16 protein-coding genes and 1 pseudogene are annotated in these 17,489 nt (G+C 47.6%); 14 read left to right on the forward strand and 3 right to left on the reverse strand.

What is annotated here, in order from left to right; genetic code table 11:
* Nucleotides 1-122 precede the first annotated feature (122 nt).
* Nucleotides 123-524, forward strand: a pseudogene (locus ACO0KV_RS01465) (DDE-type integrase/transposase/recombinase).
* A gap of 54 nt (nt 525-578) precedes the next feature.
* Here ACO0KV_RS01465 and ACO0KV_RS01470 read toward each other — a convergent pair.
* On the reverse strand, nt 579-2,009 hold the full coding sequence (locus ACO0KV_RS01470) for a S41 family peptidase (RefSeq protein WP_423039174.1): 1,431 nt from the start codon (nt 2,007-2,009) through the stop codon (nt 579-581).
* Between the two features lie 308 nt (nt 2,010-2,317).
* On the opposite strand from ACO0KV_RS01470, the gene ACO0KV_RS01475 reads away from it, so the two are divergent.
* The 4 genes from ACO0KV_RS01475 to ACO0KV_RS01490 all read left to right on the forward strand — a co-directional run bounded on the left by ACO0KV_RS01475 (nt 2,318) and on the right by ACO0KV_RS01490 (nt 6,655).
* Entirely contained in the window at nt 2,318-3,370 is a 1,053-nt protein-coding gene (locus tag ACO0KV_RS01475) for a LacI family DNA-binding transcriptional regulator (RefSeq protein WP_423039176.1), read from the forward strand.
* Between the two features lie 201 nt (nt 3,371-3,571).
* Entirely contained in the window at nt 3,572-4,117 is a 546-nt protein-coding gene (locus ACO0KV_RS01480; RefSeq protein ID WP_423039178.1) for a gluconokinase, read from the forward strand.
* 35 nt (nt 4,118-4,152) lie between these two features.
* On the forward strand, nt 4,153-5,442 hold the full coding sequence (locus ACO0KV_RS01485) for an MFS transporter (protein ID WP_423039180.1): 1,290 nt from the start codon (nt 4,153-4,155) through the stop codon (nt 5,440-5,442).
* 148 nt (nt 5,443-5,590) lie between these two features.
* Nucleotides 5,591-6,655 (forward strand): porin, encoded by a 1,065-nt coding sequence (locus ACO0KV_RS01490; RefSeq protein ID WP_423039182.1) that lies wholly within the window; start codon nt 5,591-5,593, stop codon nt 6,653-6,655.
* Nucleotides 6,656-6,837: 182 nt separating this feature from the next.
* On the opposite strand, the gene purM is transcribed toward ACO0KV_RS01490, so the two are convergent.
* Entirely contained in the window at nt 6,838-7,881 is a 1,044-nt protein-coding gene (gene purM / locus ACO0KV_RS01495; protein ID WP_423039184.1) for a phosphoribosylformylglycinamidine cyclo-ligase, read from the reverse strand.
* A gap of 174 nt (nt 7,882-8,055) precedes the next feature.
* On the opposite strand from purM, the gene ACO0KV_RS01500 reads away from it, so the two are divergent.
* From ACO0KV_RS01500 to ACO0KV_RS01530, 7 genes are all read left to right on the forward strand, one after another.
* Nucleotides 8,056-9,141, forward strand: a complete 1,086-nt coding sequence (locus ACO0KV_RS01500) for an AI-2E family transporter (RefSeq protein WP_423039186.1) — start codon at nt 8,056-8,058, stop codon at nt 9,139-9,141.
* Nucleotides 9,138-9,812 (forward strand): DnaA regulatory inactivator Hda, encoded by a 675-nt coding sequence (gene hda, locus ACO0KV_RS01505; protein ID WP_423039188.1) that lies wholly within the window; start codon nt 9,138-9,140, stop codon nt 9,810-9,812. The genes ACO0KV_RS01500 and hda overlap by 4 nt, the downstream gene beginning before the upstream one ends.
* A gap of 59 nt (nt 9,813-9,871) precedes the next feature.
* Nucleotides 9,872-10,549 (forward strand): HAD family hydrolase, encoded by a 678-nt coding sequence (locus ACO0KV_RS01510; protein ID WP_423039190.1) that lies wholly within the window; start codon nt 9,872-9,874, stop codon nt 10,547-10,549.
* A 10-nt stretch (nt 10,550-10,559) separates the two neighbouring features.
* Nucleotides 10,560-11,915, forward strand: a complete 1,356-nt coding sequence (gene pcnB, locus ACO0KV_RS01515; protein WP_423039192.1) for a polynucleotide adenylyltransferase PcnB — start codon at nt 10,560-10,562, stop codon at nt 11,913-11,915.
* The gene (gene folK / locus ACO0KV_RS01520; protein WP_423039194.1) at nt 11,912-12,388 is read left to right on the forward strand and encodes a 2-amino-4-hydroxy-6-hydroxymethyldihydropteridine diphosphokinase; all 477 of its coding nucleotides are present in this window, start codon (nt 11,912-11,914) and stop codon (nt 12,386-12,388) included. The genes pcnB and folK overlap by 4 nt, the downstream gene beginning before the upstream one ends.
* Nucleotides 12,389-12,585: 197 nt before the next feature.
* Nucleotides 12,586-13,398 (forward strand): 3-methyl-2-oxobutanoate hydroxymethyltransferase, encoded by an 813-nt coding sequence (gene panB / locus ACO0KV_RS01525; protein ID WP_423039196.1) that lies wholly within the window; start codon nt 12,586-12,588, stop codon nt 13,396-13,398.
* A gap of 202 nt (nt 13,399-13,600) precedes the next feature.
* The gene (locus tag ACO0KV_RS01530; RefSeq protein WP_423039198.1) at nt 13,601-14,371 is read left to right on the forward strand and encodes a TorF family putative porin; all 771 of its coding nucleotides are present in this window, start codon (nt 13,601-13,603) and stop codon (nt 14,369-14,371) included.
* Between the two features lie 265 nt (nt 14,372-14,636).
* Here ACO0KV_RS01530 and ACO0KV_RS01535 read toward each other — a convergent pair whose 3' ends face one another.
* Complete coding sequence (locus ACO0KV_RS01535) at nt 14,637-15,041, reverse strand: hypothetical protein (RefSeq protein ID WP_423039200.1); 405 nt, start codon at nt 15,039-15,041, stop codon at nt 14,637-14,639.
* Between the two features lie 539 nt (nt 15,042-15,580).
* Here ACO0KV_RS01535 and kdpF point away from each other — a divergent pair.
* Together kdpF and kdpA are read left to right on the forward strand one after the other, a co-directional pair.
* Entirely contained in the window at nt 15,581-15,670 is a 90-nt protein-coding gene (gene kdpF, locus ACO0KV_RS01540) for a K(+)-transporting ATPase subunit F (protein ID WP_423039202.1), read from the forward strand.
* On the forward strand, nt 15,670-17,487 hold the full coding sequence (gene kdpA, locus ACO0KV_RS01545) for a potassium-transporting ATPase subunit KdpA (protein ID WP_423039204.1): 1,818 nt from the start codon (nt 15,670-15,672) through the stop codon (nt 17,485-17,487). The genes kdpF and kdpA overlap by 1 nt, the downstream gene beginning before the upstream one ends.
* Nucleotides 17,488-17,489: the final 2 nt, after the last annotated feature.

A 17,489-nucleotide genomic window follows, 5' to 3' on the forward strand; every position in this document is an offset into this window, starting at 1 on the left:
TCACCAAGCGTTCGCTTTTTATATTTCTGGACTGCATGACATCGATGACAAGTCTCGCGACCCGCCATCAATACATATTACATTTAATTGTGTCGCAATAAGCGAATCTGGTAAAGTTTGGTATGGACGATTTTCGTAAAAGCCTCATCAAAAGCACCCTCCGCAAGGTTCTTAAACGACGGCATTATCCGTTGGAAGTCATGATGCTTTGTGTACGCTGGTACGTGGCATACCCATTGAGTTTTCGTCACATCGAAGAAATAATGGAAGAACACAGCGTTGTCGTTGATCACGATTGACAAAAGTGGTGCCAGAGCAAGTATCTTAACAACATCGTTGAACGAGGCCACCGGGCTATCAAGCGGCTAACCCGACCGATGATGGGGCTCAAGAATTTCCATAATACTCAAGCAATTATCTCGGGTATTGAAACCATGTATATGATTCACAAGGGACAAATGATGCCTGCCTCCAAAAGTCAGACTTTGTCCAAAGCCGTACAGTTTTATAGCTTCGCTTTTTAATTTTCCGAGGCATTGCCACTTTCCGCGATAGTACTACCTTATTGCGACACAACCTTACATTGACATACTATGCGGGAGTGGCGTCACGATACGCATCTCTTTGGTAGCGGGACGTACGAGCTGATAAATTGCGTTACTACTGCTCGCATTCACAAACAAAGGTACGCTTGCTATCGCTGGGCAAACACCAGACGTACGATAACTTAATGCTGAACTCAACATAGTTTCAGCTGTGTCACCACGTTGATGCGTAAAGTCGTCAGGTACTTGGCAGGTCGGGGTAAAGCCATCGGCATAATCACCAAAACCTTTATCGTTCACCCCTTTAAACTGAATAGAAAAATAAGTCCAGCCACAGTTACCCTGAGGTACAAATCCATAAGGTTTACCACGTGTGGTGGAACCGATCAGATCCACCGTCAGATTCACACCACGCAAGCTATTGATAATCGATTCACTGGCCGATGCAGTACCATAGGTCACCAATAAGCTGACGTGGTTTAAACCCAGCGTCGGCAAAGTTTGATTTGCTGTACCTGAGGAATAAAATGGATAACTGGTATTTTGCGAAGTCAGCTTATCGTTGTAAATGAGCTTTTCAAAAACATGGTTCGTTGTATTTACTGGACCAGCAATCATATAAGCGAGTTCACTGGCGATATATAATAATCCACCACCGTTATAGCGTAAATCAATAATGAGATCACTGATACCAGCTGCTTTTAATTGATTGATTGCATTAGTTAATTCAGCTTCTGATTGCGCAATTTGTGTATCGAAAATGAAATATCCGACATTGCCATTCGTCGTTGGAATAATCTTGATATGTTTAACGGTAACCTCAGGATACGCTGTACTCGTCATTGTGATGCCAGTCTGACCGTTAAAGCCAAACGAATGTGTGGCGACTGGACCGGGTAACAATGCAGCGTTAAGGGCGTTAATATCTGCCTGTACATTGTCATTCACAAAATCAATACCATCAATCGACGTGAGCTTTGCCCCCCGTTGAATACCAGCAGCAGCGGCAGGCGACCCTGGTGCAACGTCAGCGACAATCCAATTTCGTGGCGGCGCACTATTCAAGGCCGCCCACTGAATTCCAAAGTCGAGTGGGTTGCCACTGGATTGCGCATCCCAAGACGCCGTTGTCTGCGACCAGTGAAACTGGTCAACAGGAATTCCTTTTACATCCAACGCTGTCGTTTTCAAGGCGGCGAAATAATCTTGCGGTGTCGCATAATTGGCAGCGACCAGGTTTGTCGGCAACTGCTGATACCACAAATAGGTTTGATTCACAAAAGCAGACAGATATGCTTTTTCATTATCCGCAGTACCTTGCTGATCTATGGTGTTCGGTCTGGGATTAGCACACATATTTGCCATTGAACTGGAGAACACCGGTGTGGATGTCGTGCCGCTATTACTGCCGCCACCACAAGAAGTTAATACGACAAGCATACTGAGGATAATGATTTTTTTCATAGCCGGAACGAATTCAATTGAAGTTAAACGAATACCTAAGAGAAAATCAGACGGAAAGTGATCTCTATTTTAGAGCAGATATACCCTACTTTGGCATGAGACTTTCATGGCGTGAATACATGCCCAAAGCATTTTATTAAAATACCTTTTTTTCATATCAACATAGGTTTTTATCCACAAGGTGAATAATCTCCACTAGTGCGATCGGCACATGAACGCTACTCGCATTACAATGTTTGAAATTTGAAAACAATTAAATGCTTATCTGACTATCCTAGCTTTTGATACCGCTAACATTTCTATTCACTATGCCGACAATACCGCCGAAGACCGCCGCCTCAATGACACCAGCAAAAGGACGCGCCAGCGGCAAAATTACGCTGGCGGACGTCGCTGCCAGAGCTGGCGTTGCCAGCATGACGGCGTCACGGGCAATCAATCAACCTGACATGGTCTCAGCGAGCTTGCGTCAACGCGTTGAAGAGGCAGTCAGCGAATTGGGCTACGTACCAAACCGCGCGGCAAGGGCTCTGGCTTCAGCCCACTCCAACGTCATCGTCGTCTTAGTCCCTTCGTTGTCGAATGCTGTATTTACTGATGTGCTGGAAGGCATCCAGGACGTACTTGATGCAGATAACTACCAGATTCTGATCGGCAATACACGGTACTCTGACGCCGAAGAAGAAAAGCTACTCAATATTTATATGCAATCAAATCCAGACGGAATTTTATTGTCAGGCCTGAGTCATAGCCCGCGCGTCGAACAACTCCTGGCGTCCTCACAAGTACCGGTTGTCTCAATGATGGACCTCGCAGATAAAGCAGATCAGTTATCAGTTGGCTTCTCACAATTTGAAGCCGCCTATACGATGACGCGCTATCTACTCGATAAAGGGCGTCGGCACATTGCCTTTATGGGGGCGCAATTGGATGAGCGGACCCTCAAACGTGCAGAAGGTTACAGGAAAGCGATGCAGGAGGCCGGATGCTACGAAGCACGACTTGAGGTCATGGTCACTGACCCTTCAACTATCGCACTGGGAGCGGAGTTACTGGGACGCATCCTCGCTGCGGCATCTGACTGCGATGCTATCTTTTGCTGCAATGACGACCTTGCACACGGTGCGATTTATCAATGCCAGCGACGTGGTATCGCGGTACCAGAACACGTCGCCATCTGCGGCTTTAATGACTTACCGGCATCGGCATGGATGAAACCATCCGTCACCACGATCAGCACGCCACGTTATCGGATCGGTTACGAAGCTGCAAGTTTATTGCGCGCCATCATCCACAAGGAATTTATAACGCGATCGAAAATTGATCTGGGATTTACGTTAATGGCGAGAGAAAGCGCCTGAAAAACCACATGTAAAACGATCTTTACCCCATCTTACCAAACGGCATTTCATTCGGACTCGCCCCCTACCTCACTAAAATCACTCTATTTTATGCTGTGATGCAGCATAAAATTTTCTTTACAAATTATGTAGCGGTATTAAACTTCAATCTAAATGTTAGCGCTAACATTTAGATTGAAGTTTAATACCGGAAAATACACAATGAATTCAAAGCAGGATCAGATGACGTCAACGGACGTCACGACTTTACGATGGGTAGTAATGGGTGTTTGTGGATGCGGCAAAAGCAAGATTGGTCAAGGCTTAGCGCATCGTCTCCATATGCAGTTCATTGAGGGCGATCAATATCATCCATCATCTAACGTACTGAAAATGCGTGACGGCACGCCCCTGACGGATAGCGATCGCTCAGACTGGCTGATGCAACTGACCAAACTCATTGCTGATGCACGTGAACAAGGGCATGGTCTAGTGCTGTCTTGCTCGGCCTTAAAGCGTGCATACCGTGATTTGTTACGTTCGGCTGATCCGGATTTGCGCTTTATTCACTTGCATGGCGATCGTCACCTCATCGCCGAAAGAATGCAGGCGCGGCAACAGCATTTTATGCCTGTGTCATTGCTTGATAGTCAGCTCGCTGATTTGCAAGTTCTGCAAGACGATGAGGTCGGCATTTCTCTGGACATTGAAGAGACACCCGACACACTCATCAATCACATTATCAAAATGCACACCACATCTCTATAACAACAAACAATAAACCGTATTCTCAGGAGACAACCATGTCATCGCAATTTCAAGAAAAAATACCACACCGACGCTGGGGTATCGGCGCTTTACTCGGCATTGGCGTGCTGATTAATTATATCGATCGCATCGGACTGTCCGTCGCTGCACCGCAAATTCAGGAACTGTTCCAACTTACCGCGGTGCAAATGGGTTTGCTATTTAGCGCGTTTGCTTGGTCGTATGCCGTATTGCAAATCCCCGTCGGCATGGTAATTGATCGGTTTGGTCCGACTAAAGTGGGCCGCTGGGGCGCATTCCTGTGGGGAATCGCTTCCACCATCACGGCGTTTTCGAGTGGCTTTGCTGGGATCTTTTTTGCCCGTATTTTGCTTGGTATCGCTGAAGCCCCGGCGTTCCCTGTTAGCGCCAAAGCAACCGGCTACTGGTTCCCACGCAGCGAGCGTAGTCTGGCAACAGCAATCTTCGATGCAGCGGCTAAATTTTCTAATGTGATTGGCGTACCGCTGGTCGCGGTGACGGTCGTCAGTTTTGGATGGCGTTGGGGTTTCGGTTTAACTGCAGTATTAAGTTTTGCTTACTTCTTTGCGTTCCTGATTATTTATCGCGATCCAAGTGCAGACAAAAAACTGACAGCAGTAGAGTTAAACTATATCCAGCAAGGTGGCGCGGCCGCTGAAGGAAAATCAGAGGCAGGCGCAGTCAATATGCTCGCCTATTTGCTCAAGCAGTCTAAAGTCTGGGGCTTAACGATCGGTTTTGCAGCATATGGTTATTCTTTTTATTTGTTCCTCACCTGGTTGCCAGGCTACCTCGTGCAAACAATGCACATGAGTATTATCAAATCCGCAGGCTTCGCTGCGATTCCATGGGTATTTGCGACCATCACAGATTTGTTTGTCGGTGGCTGGTTAATTGATCATCTGATTTCACGTGGATATAACGAATCCAAAGTCCGTAAAAGCGTTCTGGTAACGGGCATGTTGTTTGGTCTGGCTGTCTTTGGCGCCACACAAACAGTCGATCCTTTCTGGGCAATTTTCTGGATTTCTATTGCGCTCGGTGGCTTGGCATCAGCCGCACCAGTTGGTTGGTCATTACCTTCATTGATCGCACCAAAAGGTGGTGCAGGTACGATCGGCGGCATCATGAACTTCGTCAATAACCTCATGGGTGCCGCTGCGCCTATCGTAACTGGCTACATTGTTGGTGCCACCAATTCCTTCATCAATGCCTTTTTTGTTGCTGGTGTAATTCTGGCCATCGGTATTGTTTCGTTTGTGTTTGTGATGGGGAAAATCGAAGCAATTGACGAACCGGAATAATCATCCCAAGACCACGGCTTTCATTTAGTTCTGTTCCACCGCGGTAGCGTCTGAAGCCACCGCCCTCCCAAGCTGATGTTCAAAGAAAAGTCTCGCAGAGATCAGGGATCTCTGCGCCCTTTTCACTTATAAAAAAGAGAGACCTCGTATGAAAAAACTCGCCCTCACTACCATTGCCACCTGCCTTTGCCTGCTGCAACCATCCGCTCACGCCCAATCAGCCGTTACGATGTACGGCGTCATGGATCTGGGAGTCTCTTATGATCAGGGTGGCATCAACGGCAACGCTTTGCGCGTCACCAGCGGCATGGCAACGCAAAGTCGCTGGGGTTTCCGTGGTACTGAAGATCTGGGTAACGGCCTGTCCGCATTTTTTGTTTTAGAAGGAGGCATTCATGCCGATACCGGTAGTTCGACGCAGAATGGAATCCTGTTCGGACGTACCTCGGTTGTCGGACTAAGCAATCCACTCGGTACCGTATCCGTCGGCTTACAAGATACCCCTTACTTTACGACCCTCAACACGATTGTTGATCCTTTACGTAATGGCATTGCGCGCTCCAACAATGTGATGGCAGCAACGGGTTTCCGTGCTGGGAATTCCATCCTGTTTCGCAGTAATAAGGTCAATGGCTTCAATGCTGATTTGATGTACGTAGCAGGCGAAGTGACTGGTGACATCAATGCCGGACGCGCTATCGGTGGCTCGATCGGCTATAGCGATGGTCCGCTGAATCTGCGTGTTGCTTACCACAATAAAAATAACGATACCGCAACTATTCAAAACACCTCTAAAGCCCGTAATTTATTGTTCGCAGCAAACTATGACTTTGGCGTCGCTGTGGCTTACTTTGGCTATGCGATTGATCAAGGCTTCAACAGCGCCAGCTTGAACAATACGGCCGCAAGTTTTGGCGGTGTCGCTCCAACAGCATCGACGGATAGTAGAGATCTTCAATTGGGTGTGTCGGTACCATTTGGCGTACAAACGGTCGTGGCGACTTATATCCGTAAAGAGGACAAAACCACTCTAGCGCAGGATGCACAGCAATATGCCTTCGCTTATATGTATGCGTTTTCGAAACGGACTGATGGGTACACGTCGTATGCCGTGATCAGAAATAAAAATGGTGCAGCGTACACGGAAGGGAATAGTGAGGAAGTGGGCACGGGGAATAAACAATTGACGGTTGGCTTGCGTCATCGTTTTTGATGTTGATGTTGGTAATGTTGCTTTTAACCTTATCCGCTTGAGACAAAGTAATTTGTGCCGGCACGCAGTGACGACACCCGTAGGGCAAAGTGTGCGGAGCGTTTCTTTGGTCGCAGAATCGCCATCTCATCAATTAACAAGAGTTTGGCGGGTTGCACCCGCCCTCCGCACATCCAGATTACTTAAACAACGATCGTTGGATGCTCATTACCTTCACGTGCACGGATTTCACCAATCCGTGACACGGTCTCACCAGAAGCTGCCAAATGCGCGATCGCTGCGTCTGCGTTTTCTGCAGAAACGATCACGACCATACCAATACCGCAGTTGAATACGCGGTGCATTTCTGCATCAGCGACGCCGCCGTGTTGTTGCAGCCAAGTGAACAGTGGCGGCATTACCCAACCATCTTTGTGCAAAACGGCAGTTAATGTATCGCCTAATACGCGTGGAACGTTTTCAACCAAACCACCGCCAGTAATGTGCGCCATGCCTTTAACTTCGATGGCGTCCATCAGTGCCAGCAATGGTTTAACGTAGATGCGGGTTGGCGCCATCAAGGCGTCGCCCAGTGTACGACCATGGAAATCGGCGTTCAGGTCTGGTTTTGCGACTTCAATGATTTTACGCACCAGAGAGAAACCGTTGGAGTGGATACCTGAGGAAGCCAAGCCAAGGATCACGTCGCCTGGTTTGATTTTGCTGCCGTCGATAATTTTGGATTTTTCTACTGCACCGACAGCAAAACCTGCCAGATCGTATTCGCCATCTGGATACATCGATGGCATTTCCGCGGTTTCACCACCGATCAGTGCGCAACCTGCCTGCTCGCAACCAGCGGCAACGCCTTTGATCACGTCAGTCGCAGTAGCAACATCGAGCTTACCGCAGGCAAAATAATCCAAGAAGAACAAAGGTTCTGCGCCTTGTACCAGAATATCATTGACACTCATTGCGACCAGATCGATACCGACCGTGTCGTGTTTATTCAGATGAAAAGCCAGTTTCAGCTTTGTACCTACACCATCTGTACCAGAAACCAGCACTGGCTCTTTGTATTTTTTGCTAACTTCGAACATAGCGCCGAAGCCGCCAATACCCGCCATGACGCCTTCACGCATGGTTCGTTTAGCAAAAGGTTTGATGGCATCGACGAGGGCGTCGCCAGCAACCATATCGACACCAGCGTCGGCGTAAGAGAGAGAAACAGGGGTAGGAGTGCTCATGATATTCGTCAGTAGGGGCTTGAGGCGGTAAAATAGAGGAATTGCCAGAAAAGTCCGGCAAAAGCGCTATTTTAACAAAATGGCTGCGGCTTGACCTATTTTTGGACAAGACATCATAAAACGATAACAAATTAGATTAGTCTATTCACTTTTTGATAACGAACCACCCTGACCATGTCACTCTCTTTCTCCTCTGAGCAAAAACAAACCATGTTATGGCTGGCGACTGGTTGCGCGTTGCTGGTGTTGTTTGCCATGCTGGGACCAGTTCTGATGCCGTTTATCGTCTCAGCGACGCTCGCTTATGTACTCAACCCTTGGGTGGACCGACTGTGCGCACTACGTCTAGGACGCATGTCACTGCCGCGTTCTGTTGCTGCTACGCTGCTGATTGTGTTGTTTATCGCTATCGTTCTGGCGCTGATTTTTGTGATTGTGCCAATTTTAAGGCGAGAAATACCCCAGTTGCAGGATGAAATTCCGCAATTTCTAGACAAATTTGATCAGTTTGTCAGTCCTAGACTGGCACAATACGGCTATAACGTTAAGCTTGATAGCGCTGGTATTAAGTCTTTGTTGTCAGATCAAGTGGCTGGCAGCGGTGACGTCATTGGCAAAGCGATCTTGTCATCCGTTCGTGTGGGCGGTACAGCAGTACTGGGAATGATTGCCAATCTGTTGTTAATTCCCATCGTTTTATTTTATTTATTATTAGATTGGCACTCTTTGATCGAACGTTCCTCAGCGTTTATTCCACGTCGCTGGATGAAGATGGCGACCACAGCAATGACTGAGGTCGACGACATTCTGGCGCAATATTTACGCGGTCAGTTGTTAGTCATGCTGGCTCTGTCTATTTATTACTCATCAGCACTAAGTATTGCTCGCTTTGATCTCGCGTTGCCAGTCGGTATCATCACCGGATTTCTGGTGTTTATCCCTTACTTGGGCTTCGGGCTTGGTTTGTTACTGGCATTGATCGGCGCTGTTTTACAATTTAATGGCGCCCATGGGTTGATTGCTGTGGCGATCATTTATGGTATCGGCCAGACATTGGAATCATTTGTTCTGACACCACGACTCGTCGGAGAACGTATCGGTTTGCATCCGTTGACTGTCATTTTTGCATTAATGGCATTTGGACAGTTATTCGGATTTATAGGCATTCTGGTTGCCCTTCCCGCTTCGGCGGTGGTATCGGTGGCCGTTAAACATTTGCGTGCCTCGTATTTTAATAGTCCTTTTTATCGACAATCATGAGGCAATTACTTTTAGATCTCGATGCGCAAAAATTGCCATCACTCGCCACGTTTGTCGTCGGTCAAAACGCCGAACTGGCGCAATTACTGGGATTATTTTCACAGCGTATTGCAAGTCAGTACGGGGAACGCTCGGTCTATATCTGGGGTGAGGCCGGCGCAGGAAAGACACACTTATTACACGCGCTTGCCGACCATAGCGAATCACGTTACATTCCGGCGAATGCGCCAGAAAGTGCTTTTGATTTTAGCGATGCAGTGAGCTTATATCTGCTCGATGACTGCGATCTACTTTCGCCATTAAATCAGATTGCAGCATTCAATTTGTTTAATGAAGCACGTGCCAATGGAGGTTTCTTAGTCGCGACTGGCAACCACCCACCGATGATTCTCAATGTCCGCGACGATTTGCGTACACGATTTGGCTGGGGTCTGATTTATCAACTTCATGGTTTGACAGATGAAGATAAAATTGATGCCTTAGAGCGAGCAGCGAACGCCCGAGGGATTCAATTATCAGCCGGCGTGTTACCCTATCTCATTACGCATTATCAACGTGACATGAGTTCCTTAACTGATATGCTGGACCAACTCGATCATTATTCACTGGTCACTAAGCGTCCGATTACCTTGCCGTTACTGCGTGAACTGATGTTGCAGCAACAAATTTAAAAACGCTGAAGAACGACTCACTGAGCCAACTCATTTAGACAACTTACCTTACTCCATCCATGCGTCAACTAGCTTTATTTGATCTCGACCACACGCTGATTCCTATCGATTCGGATTATGAATGGGGTCAATTCCTATGCAAGATTGGTGCCGTCGATGCGGACGCATTTGCACGACGAAATGCCGATTTTTTCGCACAATATCAGGCTGGCACCCTCGATCCGGTTGAATACCTAGAATTTGCGCTCGGAACCCTGGCGCAATTTAAGCGGGACGAGTTAGATCAATATCATGCGCAGTTCATGCACGAAGTCATTCAACCTGCCTTATTGCCAGCGGCATTCGACTTACTCAAGAAGCACCAAGATCAGGATGATCTAATCGCCATCATTACTGCGACCAATCGTTTTGTAACGACACCGATTGCAGCAGCGTTGGGGGTGGGACATTTATTAGCCGCGGAGCCAGAAGTCGACAGCAACAACAATATTACTGGCAAATTACTGGGTGTACCGACCTCTGGTCCGGGCAAAGTAATTCATTTGCATGACTGGCTACAGCGTCGTGACGAGCAACTCAGTGATTTCAGTAAGAGCTATTTTTACAGTGATTCGCACAACGATATCCCTTTACTCGAGGTTGTGACCCATCCGGTCGCCACCAATCCAAACGCAAAACTGAGCGCACATGCGCTGGCGCGCGGATGGCCTCAGATTAACCTGTTTCATCAGCAATGATTCGTGAGCAATGATTAAGAAATTTATCCGCAAAATACTTGGCGTCAAAAACTCGGCAGAGTCTGGCAAAGCTAATCCAAAGCCAACCCTGCTCACTGCCAAAGAACACGGTATCAATCCTAAATTGGTATCGGCCAACGCCATCCGTGTTACGCAGACCCTGCAAGAAAACGGCTTTAAAGCGTTTATCGTTGGTGGTGCCGTCCGTGATTTGCTCACGGGCGTCAAACCAAAAGATTTTGATATTGCGACGAATGCGACACCTGAGCAGGTCAAACGTCTGTTCCGCCGCGCATTCATCATTGGTCGCCGCTTTCAGATTGTGCATGTGATGTTTGGACAAGACTTGCTGGAAGTTACCACCTTCCGTGGCCCATCTAATGATGCAGCGCCGAAAGATGAACACGGTCGCGTGTTGCGCGATAACACGTTTGGTGAGCAGCATGAAGATGCCGCCCGCCGTGACTTTACAATCAACGCCATGTACTACGATCCAGCCTCACAGACAGTGCTGGATTATCATGGTGGCATTAAAGACATCCGTAAAAAAATCCTACGTATCATTGGTATTCCGGAAGCACGTTATCGCGAAGATCCGGTACGCATGCTGCGTGTGGTACGCTTTGCAGCAAAACTGCAGTTTGATATTGATGCCGCTACGCGCGCACCGATCGCTGTCATGGCAACGCTGATCAACAATGTACCTGCTGCTCGGGTGTTTGATGAAATGCTGAAATTGCTGACCAGTGGCCATGCGATGGCATGCTTGCAGCAATTACGCAAAGAAGGCTTGCATCACGGCTTAATGCCTTTACTTGACGTTGTCCTGGAACAGCCATTAGGCGAGAAATTTGTGACGCTGGCGTTGGCGAATACCGATGAACGCGTACAGCAAGGTAAACCTGTCTCTCCGAGCTTTTTGTTTGCTTCACTGTTATGGCATCAGGTGGTGGAGAAGTGGGAAGCCTATAAAATCGCGGGTGAATTCCCGATCCCTGCGCTGCACTTGGCCGCCGATGACGTCTTAAACGCACAGACAGATGCCTTGGCAATTCAACGCAAAATCGGCGCTGACATGCGTGATATCTGGGCGATGCAACCTCGCTTTGAAAAACGTATCGGCAAGACACCATACAAAGTGTTGGAGCATCAGCGCTTGCGAGCAGGCTATGATTTCCTGCTCCTGCGTTGTGCCAGTGGCGAAATCGATGCGGAAATTGGTGAGTGGTGGACCGGCTTTATTAATGGCGATGCCGAACAACGCGAACAACTCATCAATAGCAAACCGAAGAACAGTAGCGCACCCGCTGCGAAGAAACGCAAGCCACGTCGCCGCGGTCCTGCCAAGCCGAAAGCCGAAGAATGATTCAGGCCTACATTGGCATCGGTGCCAATCTGGGTAACGCGCGCGATACCGTGCACGAAGCAATCGTCAGGCTATCGAAGATCGCAGGTTGCCAAGATGTCGTGGCTTCGTCGTTATTCAGCAGTGCACCGATCGACTCAAGCGGCGATGATTATGTCAATGCCGTCGCTCAGTTACGCACCAGTTTAACTGCACAAGCATTGCTCGAAGCACTACAAGACATTGAACACGTGTTTGGACGTGAACGTCCGTATCGTAATGCACCGCGCACTTTAGACCTCGATGTGCTGTTGTATGGCGAAGAGCAGATCAACACAAGCACCCTGACCGTACCGCATCCGCGTATGACGGAACGTGCTTTTGTCTTGCTTCCGCTGGTGCAACTAGCACCTGAGATCAGTATCCCAGGCAACGGAGCAGCAAGTGAATTACTGCCTCAGGTAGAAAATCAGATTATTTTTAAACTTCTCTGACTAGCATTAAACTAGAACAAACGATGGAGCAATTGTCAGAGCGAGTACCGATCAGATTTAGGTTAGACTACGCGGCATCATGTCGTTGCCCCGTTTCGCATGTCAAACCAACAAATAAAAACCTGATCTGAGGTGATGGTGGAGACCAAAACCAGCTGTCAAAAAATCAGATGACAGCATTATCTTTGGAGAAAAGAATGGCTGAATATTTACAAGATCGTAAGGCTGTCAGTGTTCCTGGCTTACAAACTATGCGTGCCAAGGACGAAAAAATCACGATGCTCACCTGCTACGATGCAAGCTTTGCTGCATTGATGGACCGTTGTGGTGTTGAAGTATTGTTGATTGGCGACTCGCTGGGAATGGTCTGCCAGGGACATGAGTCCACCTTACCCGTCACTATCGCCGACATTGCCTACCACACCGCGTCTGTTGCACGGGGCAATAAAAAAGCCTTGATCGTAGCGGACATGCCGTTTGGCAGCTACGCTACGCCAGAATCAGCGTTTCACAACGCTGTCCAACTGGTGCAAGCCGGTGCGCACATGGTGAAACTGGAAGGTGGTACCTGGCTGTTACCCGTTATCAAATTCCTGACTGAACGTTCGATTCCTGTTTGCGCACATCTGGGCTTAACACCCCAGTCCGTCAATACCTTAGGTGGCTACAAGGTACAAGGTAAAACAGATGCTGGCGCTGAACTCCTCAAAACCGAAGCACTGGCCGTGCAAGAAGCTGGCGCGAGCTTACTGGTTCTGGAAGCCATTCCTGCGACGTTAGGAAAAGAAGTCACTGAGTCATTACACATCCCGACCATTGGTATCGGCGCTGGTGTCGATTGCTCTGGTCAAGTGTTAGTCATGCATGACTTGCTGGGTGTGTTCCCGGGACGCAAAGCTCGCTTTGTCAAAAACTTCATGGAAGGTCAGACAAATATCGATGCGGCAGTATCCGCCTATGTCGCTGCAGTAAAAGATCAATCATTCCCAGCACCTGAACACTGTTTTTAAATTAGATTCAGCAAGATAAGCAGGATATAGAACAAGTAGTGCACGGAATGTCTGAGATTTTTAAAATTTTATAAATGATACGAAAGCAGCTTTACGTCATCTATACGTTCGCCTAGACTATTTTTGCACTATTTTTATACCTTCACCGCTATTCTAACTACCATCAAGTCGCCATATTGGTGACGATATATAGGAAGATCACATGAAGAAAAATATCCTGTTGTTGAGTGTCGTTGCAACGCTGATTTCCTCAGCAAGCGCATTTGCTGAAGAAGTAAAACCAGACAATGAAGTCAGCTTCAACGCTAGTCTGGCCAGCGATTATCGTTATCGTGGTATTTCTCAGACCCGCTTAGATCCAGCCTTACAAGGCGGCGCTGACTATACCAACAATCCTACCGGCCTCTATGCAGGTACCTGGTTATCGACCATCAAATGGATTTCCGACACGCCAGGTGCAGGAAGTACTCCCGCCGAATGGGATATTTACGCTGGTAAAAAAGGAGAAGTCACCAAAGACGTTTCTTATGATATCGGCGTTCTGGCCTATGTTTATGTAAACAATAATTTGACTAATGCTGGCATGCGAAATGGGAACACCTTAGAACTCTATGGTCAACTCGGTTACGGTCCAGCCTATATCAAATACTCACATGCAGTGACACCGCTATTCGGTATCGTCGATAGCAAAAACAGCGGCTACCTAGATGCTGGTGCGAATATCAACATCAGCGAAGGCCTGACACTCAATCTGCATGTGGGTTACCAAAAAGTGCAAGGAACAAATTCCAGCGCAGCCACTTACACCGATTATAAAGTCGGCGTCAGCAAAGAGTTGAAACAATTCGGTGACATCACCGTCAGCCTCGCTGCTATTGGTACAAACGCCAATCAGACGTTTTATGCATCACCAGCCAACGGTAAATTTTTGGGTAAAACCAGTGCAGTGTTGATCGCAACAAAAACGTTCTAATGCAGAACGGCCTGAATTCAGCACCGCATCAGACAAAACTATTGATATGAATGGACAAAAACCTTCAGCTGACATGTTGTTGAGCTGAAGGTTTTTTCAACTTCAGATAAGCACGTATCTACGTATCATCGTCCCAAAATAACTGGGCGGTAAGTCGATCGAATTTTACGATAATTCCAAAATTCGTCTGTATAAGCAAGACGATTTTCAGGCTTCATTTCAGCCGCTACGACAAATACTTTCCAGAGACGAACTAGCAGAGTGTTCAGCGTATCGCTGCCATCACGGGCAATCCACTTCCATGACGTGCAATGTACACTTCACCACTAACGTTTCCATCCCTGTCGTGCTCAATATGAATCTTCAGATGTTTATCAGTTGAAACAAAAGTGTTTTTTCCAGCAACGACGACAAGGTGCATCATGTCTTCGTTGTCCAATCTCGCATACAAAGACTGTCCTCGTTTGACAATCTTCAACGCATCCCCATTCGATAACTCATAAACGCCGACAAATTGAGATGCCGCCTCTGCATCCATGTGTCTTACATGGGCTGGTAATTCTATCGTTGGTACAGCAGCCTCTGACGATGGTGTGTCAGCAGCGAACACGGCCTGTTGCACCAACAACAAAGCGCACGTGCCGGTGATGAGAGCGATTAATTTTGACATGATGGTTCCTTTTCTCTGTATAGAAATAACAAATTCTGAAAATAAAATTCAGTCACTCTGTACTGCGGAAGAGTGCTTTGGTTTGTCATTCTTAAGCAGTTTTTCTACACCACATGGAATGACAGCTTGAATCATAAGCAATCAATATCGACAACGAATGATGATTGCGACCAACTGCATTTTTTGAGGCGTGAACAGCGATTTTTAGCGGATCAAGTTTGCGCGATTCAACGAGCGTCGCGCATTGTTCTGAGCACGGTGGGTACATAGTCGATTGGGTTCTTTTTTTTGATTATGTAGAGAAACGGCATTCATTTAAAAATATATTTATAACAACATATATATCGACGTTTACACAATTTTTACACGCCAATAACGAAGCTATACGACATCTTTATCCCTTTTTCCCTATTGTCTAGTCTGTCATTGAAGGATTTCACTGGAGGTTATATGGACTTTATCTACTTGGGATACACACTGCTGTTTGCAGTCTGTACATTCGCCCTGATTAAGGGTTGTAGCCATCTTGGAGGCGGCTTATGAGCCTGTTTCAACTTATTTCCGCTGTTGTAGCGGCTCTCTTACTCGTCTATCTGGTCTATGCGCTCTTGAAACCGGAGGCATTCTGATGAATCACTCAGCCTTTTTCCAAATCGCACTGTATATGGTCGTATTGACGACGCTTGCCGTGCCTTTGGGTCTTTACATCAACAAGGTCATGAATGGCGAAAAAAATGCCCTATCATGGTTACTCCAGCCGACAGAAAAGTTTTTCTACAAACTATTTGGCATTAATGCAGCCGAAGAAATGTCATGGAAGCACTACGCCATCACGCTGATGGCATTTAATGTGCTGGGCGTGGTGGTCGTGTATAGCTTGCAACGTCTACAACTCGCGTTGCCGTTGAATCCGCAAGCATTGCCAAGTATTAGTCCTGACTCTTCGTTCAACACGGCGATCAGTTTTGTCACGAACACTAACTGGCAAAGTTATACGCCAGAAACAACAATGAGTTATCTGACCCAGATGACTGGTTTAAGTGTGCAAAATTTTTTCTCTGCAGCGACTGGGCTCGCTGTCGCCATCGCGCTGATTCGTGGCTTCGCCCGTCACACCGCTCAAAGCATCGGTAACTTCTGGGTAGATCTGACCCGCGGTACTTTATATATCTTGTTGCCGCTGTCATTTGTCTTCGCCATCGGCTTCATGAGTCAGGGCGTCATTCAGAACTTTGATGCCTACAAAACGGCACAGCTGGTTGAAAAACTCGATTACACCATCCCTAAAGTGGATGCCGCTGGCGCACCTGTCAATGATGCAGCGGGCAAACCAGTGATGGAAGCACAAAGCACTACGACACAAACATTGCCGATGGGACCGGTTGCGTCCCAAGAAGCGATCAAAATGGTTGGCACCAATGGTGGCGGCTTCTTTAATGCAAATTCTGCACACCCTTACGAAAATCCAACACCATTCTCGAACTTCATGCAAATGATTGCGATCTTCCTGATCCCCGCCGCGTTATGTATTACGTTCGGTAAGATGGTTGGCGACAAGCGTCAGGGTTGGGCCATTTTTTCCGTCATGACTATCTTATTTGTCGCATTTGCCGGTATCGCGATCATGGCTGAGCAGCAAGGTAATCCCCTGTTCAACAAGCTTGGTCTCGATCAGTCCATGAACAGCGCGCCAACGATGTCGCAAGCGGGTGGCAACATGGAAGGCAAAGAAACTCGCTTCGGCATTACCGCATCGGGTTTGTTCGCCACGATCACAACAGCAGCATCCTGTGGCGCGGTGAACGCTATGCATGATTCTTTCACACCTATAGGCGGCATGGTGCCACTGGTATTAATGAAATTAGGTGAAGTCGTCTTTGGTGGTGTTGGTGCTGGTATGTACGGTATGTTGATTTTCGCGATTATGGCGGTGTTTATTGCGGGGTTAATGATTGGACGTACGCCAGAATATTTGGGTAAAAAAATCGAAGCCTTTGAAATGAAAATGATTGCGATCACAATCCTGATCTGCCCTTTACTGGTGCTGATCGGCACGGCAGTCTCGGTCATGGTCGCGGATGGTAAAGCAGGTATTTCTAATCCTGGGGCACATGGCTTTACTGAAATCCTGTACGCCTTTGTATCAGCAGCTAATAACAATGGTAGTGCCTTTGCTGGCCTGAACGCGAATACACCTTTCTATAACACTATGCTTGCTATTGCGATGTGGTTTGGTCGCTTCTTTATCATCATCCCGATTCTGGCAGTGGCTGGTGCAATGGCCCGTAAAAAACGTCTGGCTGCCACCGCAGGCACTCTGCCTACCCATGGTCCACTATTCGTTGCATTACTGCTCGGTACCGTGGTGATCGTCGGTGCGCTGACCTACATCCCCGCATTGGCGCTCGGTCCTATCGTTGAACATCTGATGATGATCGCCCAATAAAA

Source organism: Undibacterium sp. RuRC25W (assembly GCF_049339825.1).
Classification (GTDB): Bacteria; Pseudomonadota; Gammaproteobacteria; order Burkholderiales; family Burkholderiaceae_D; genus Undibacterium.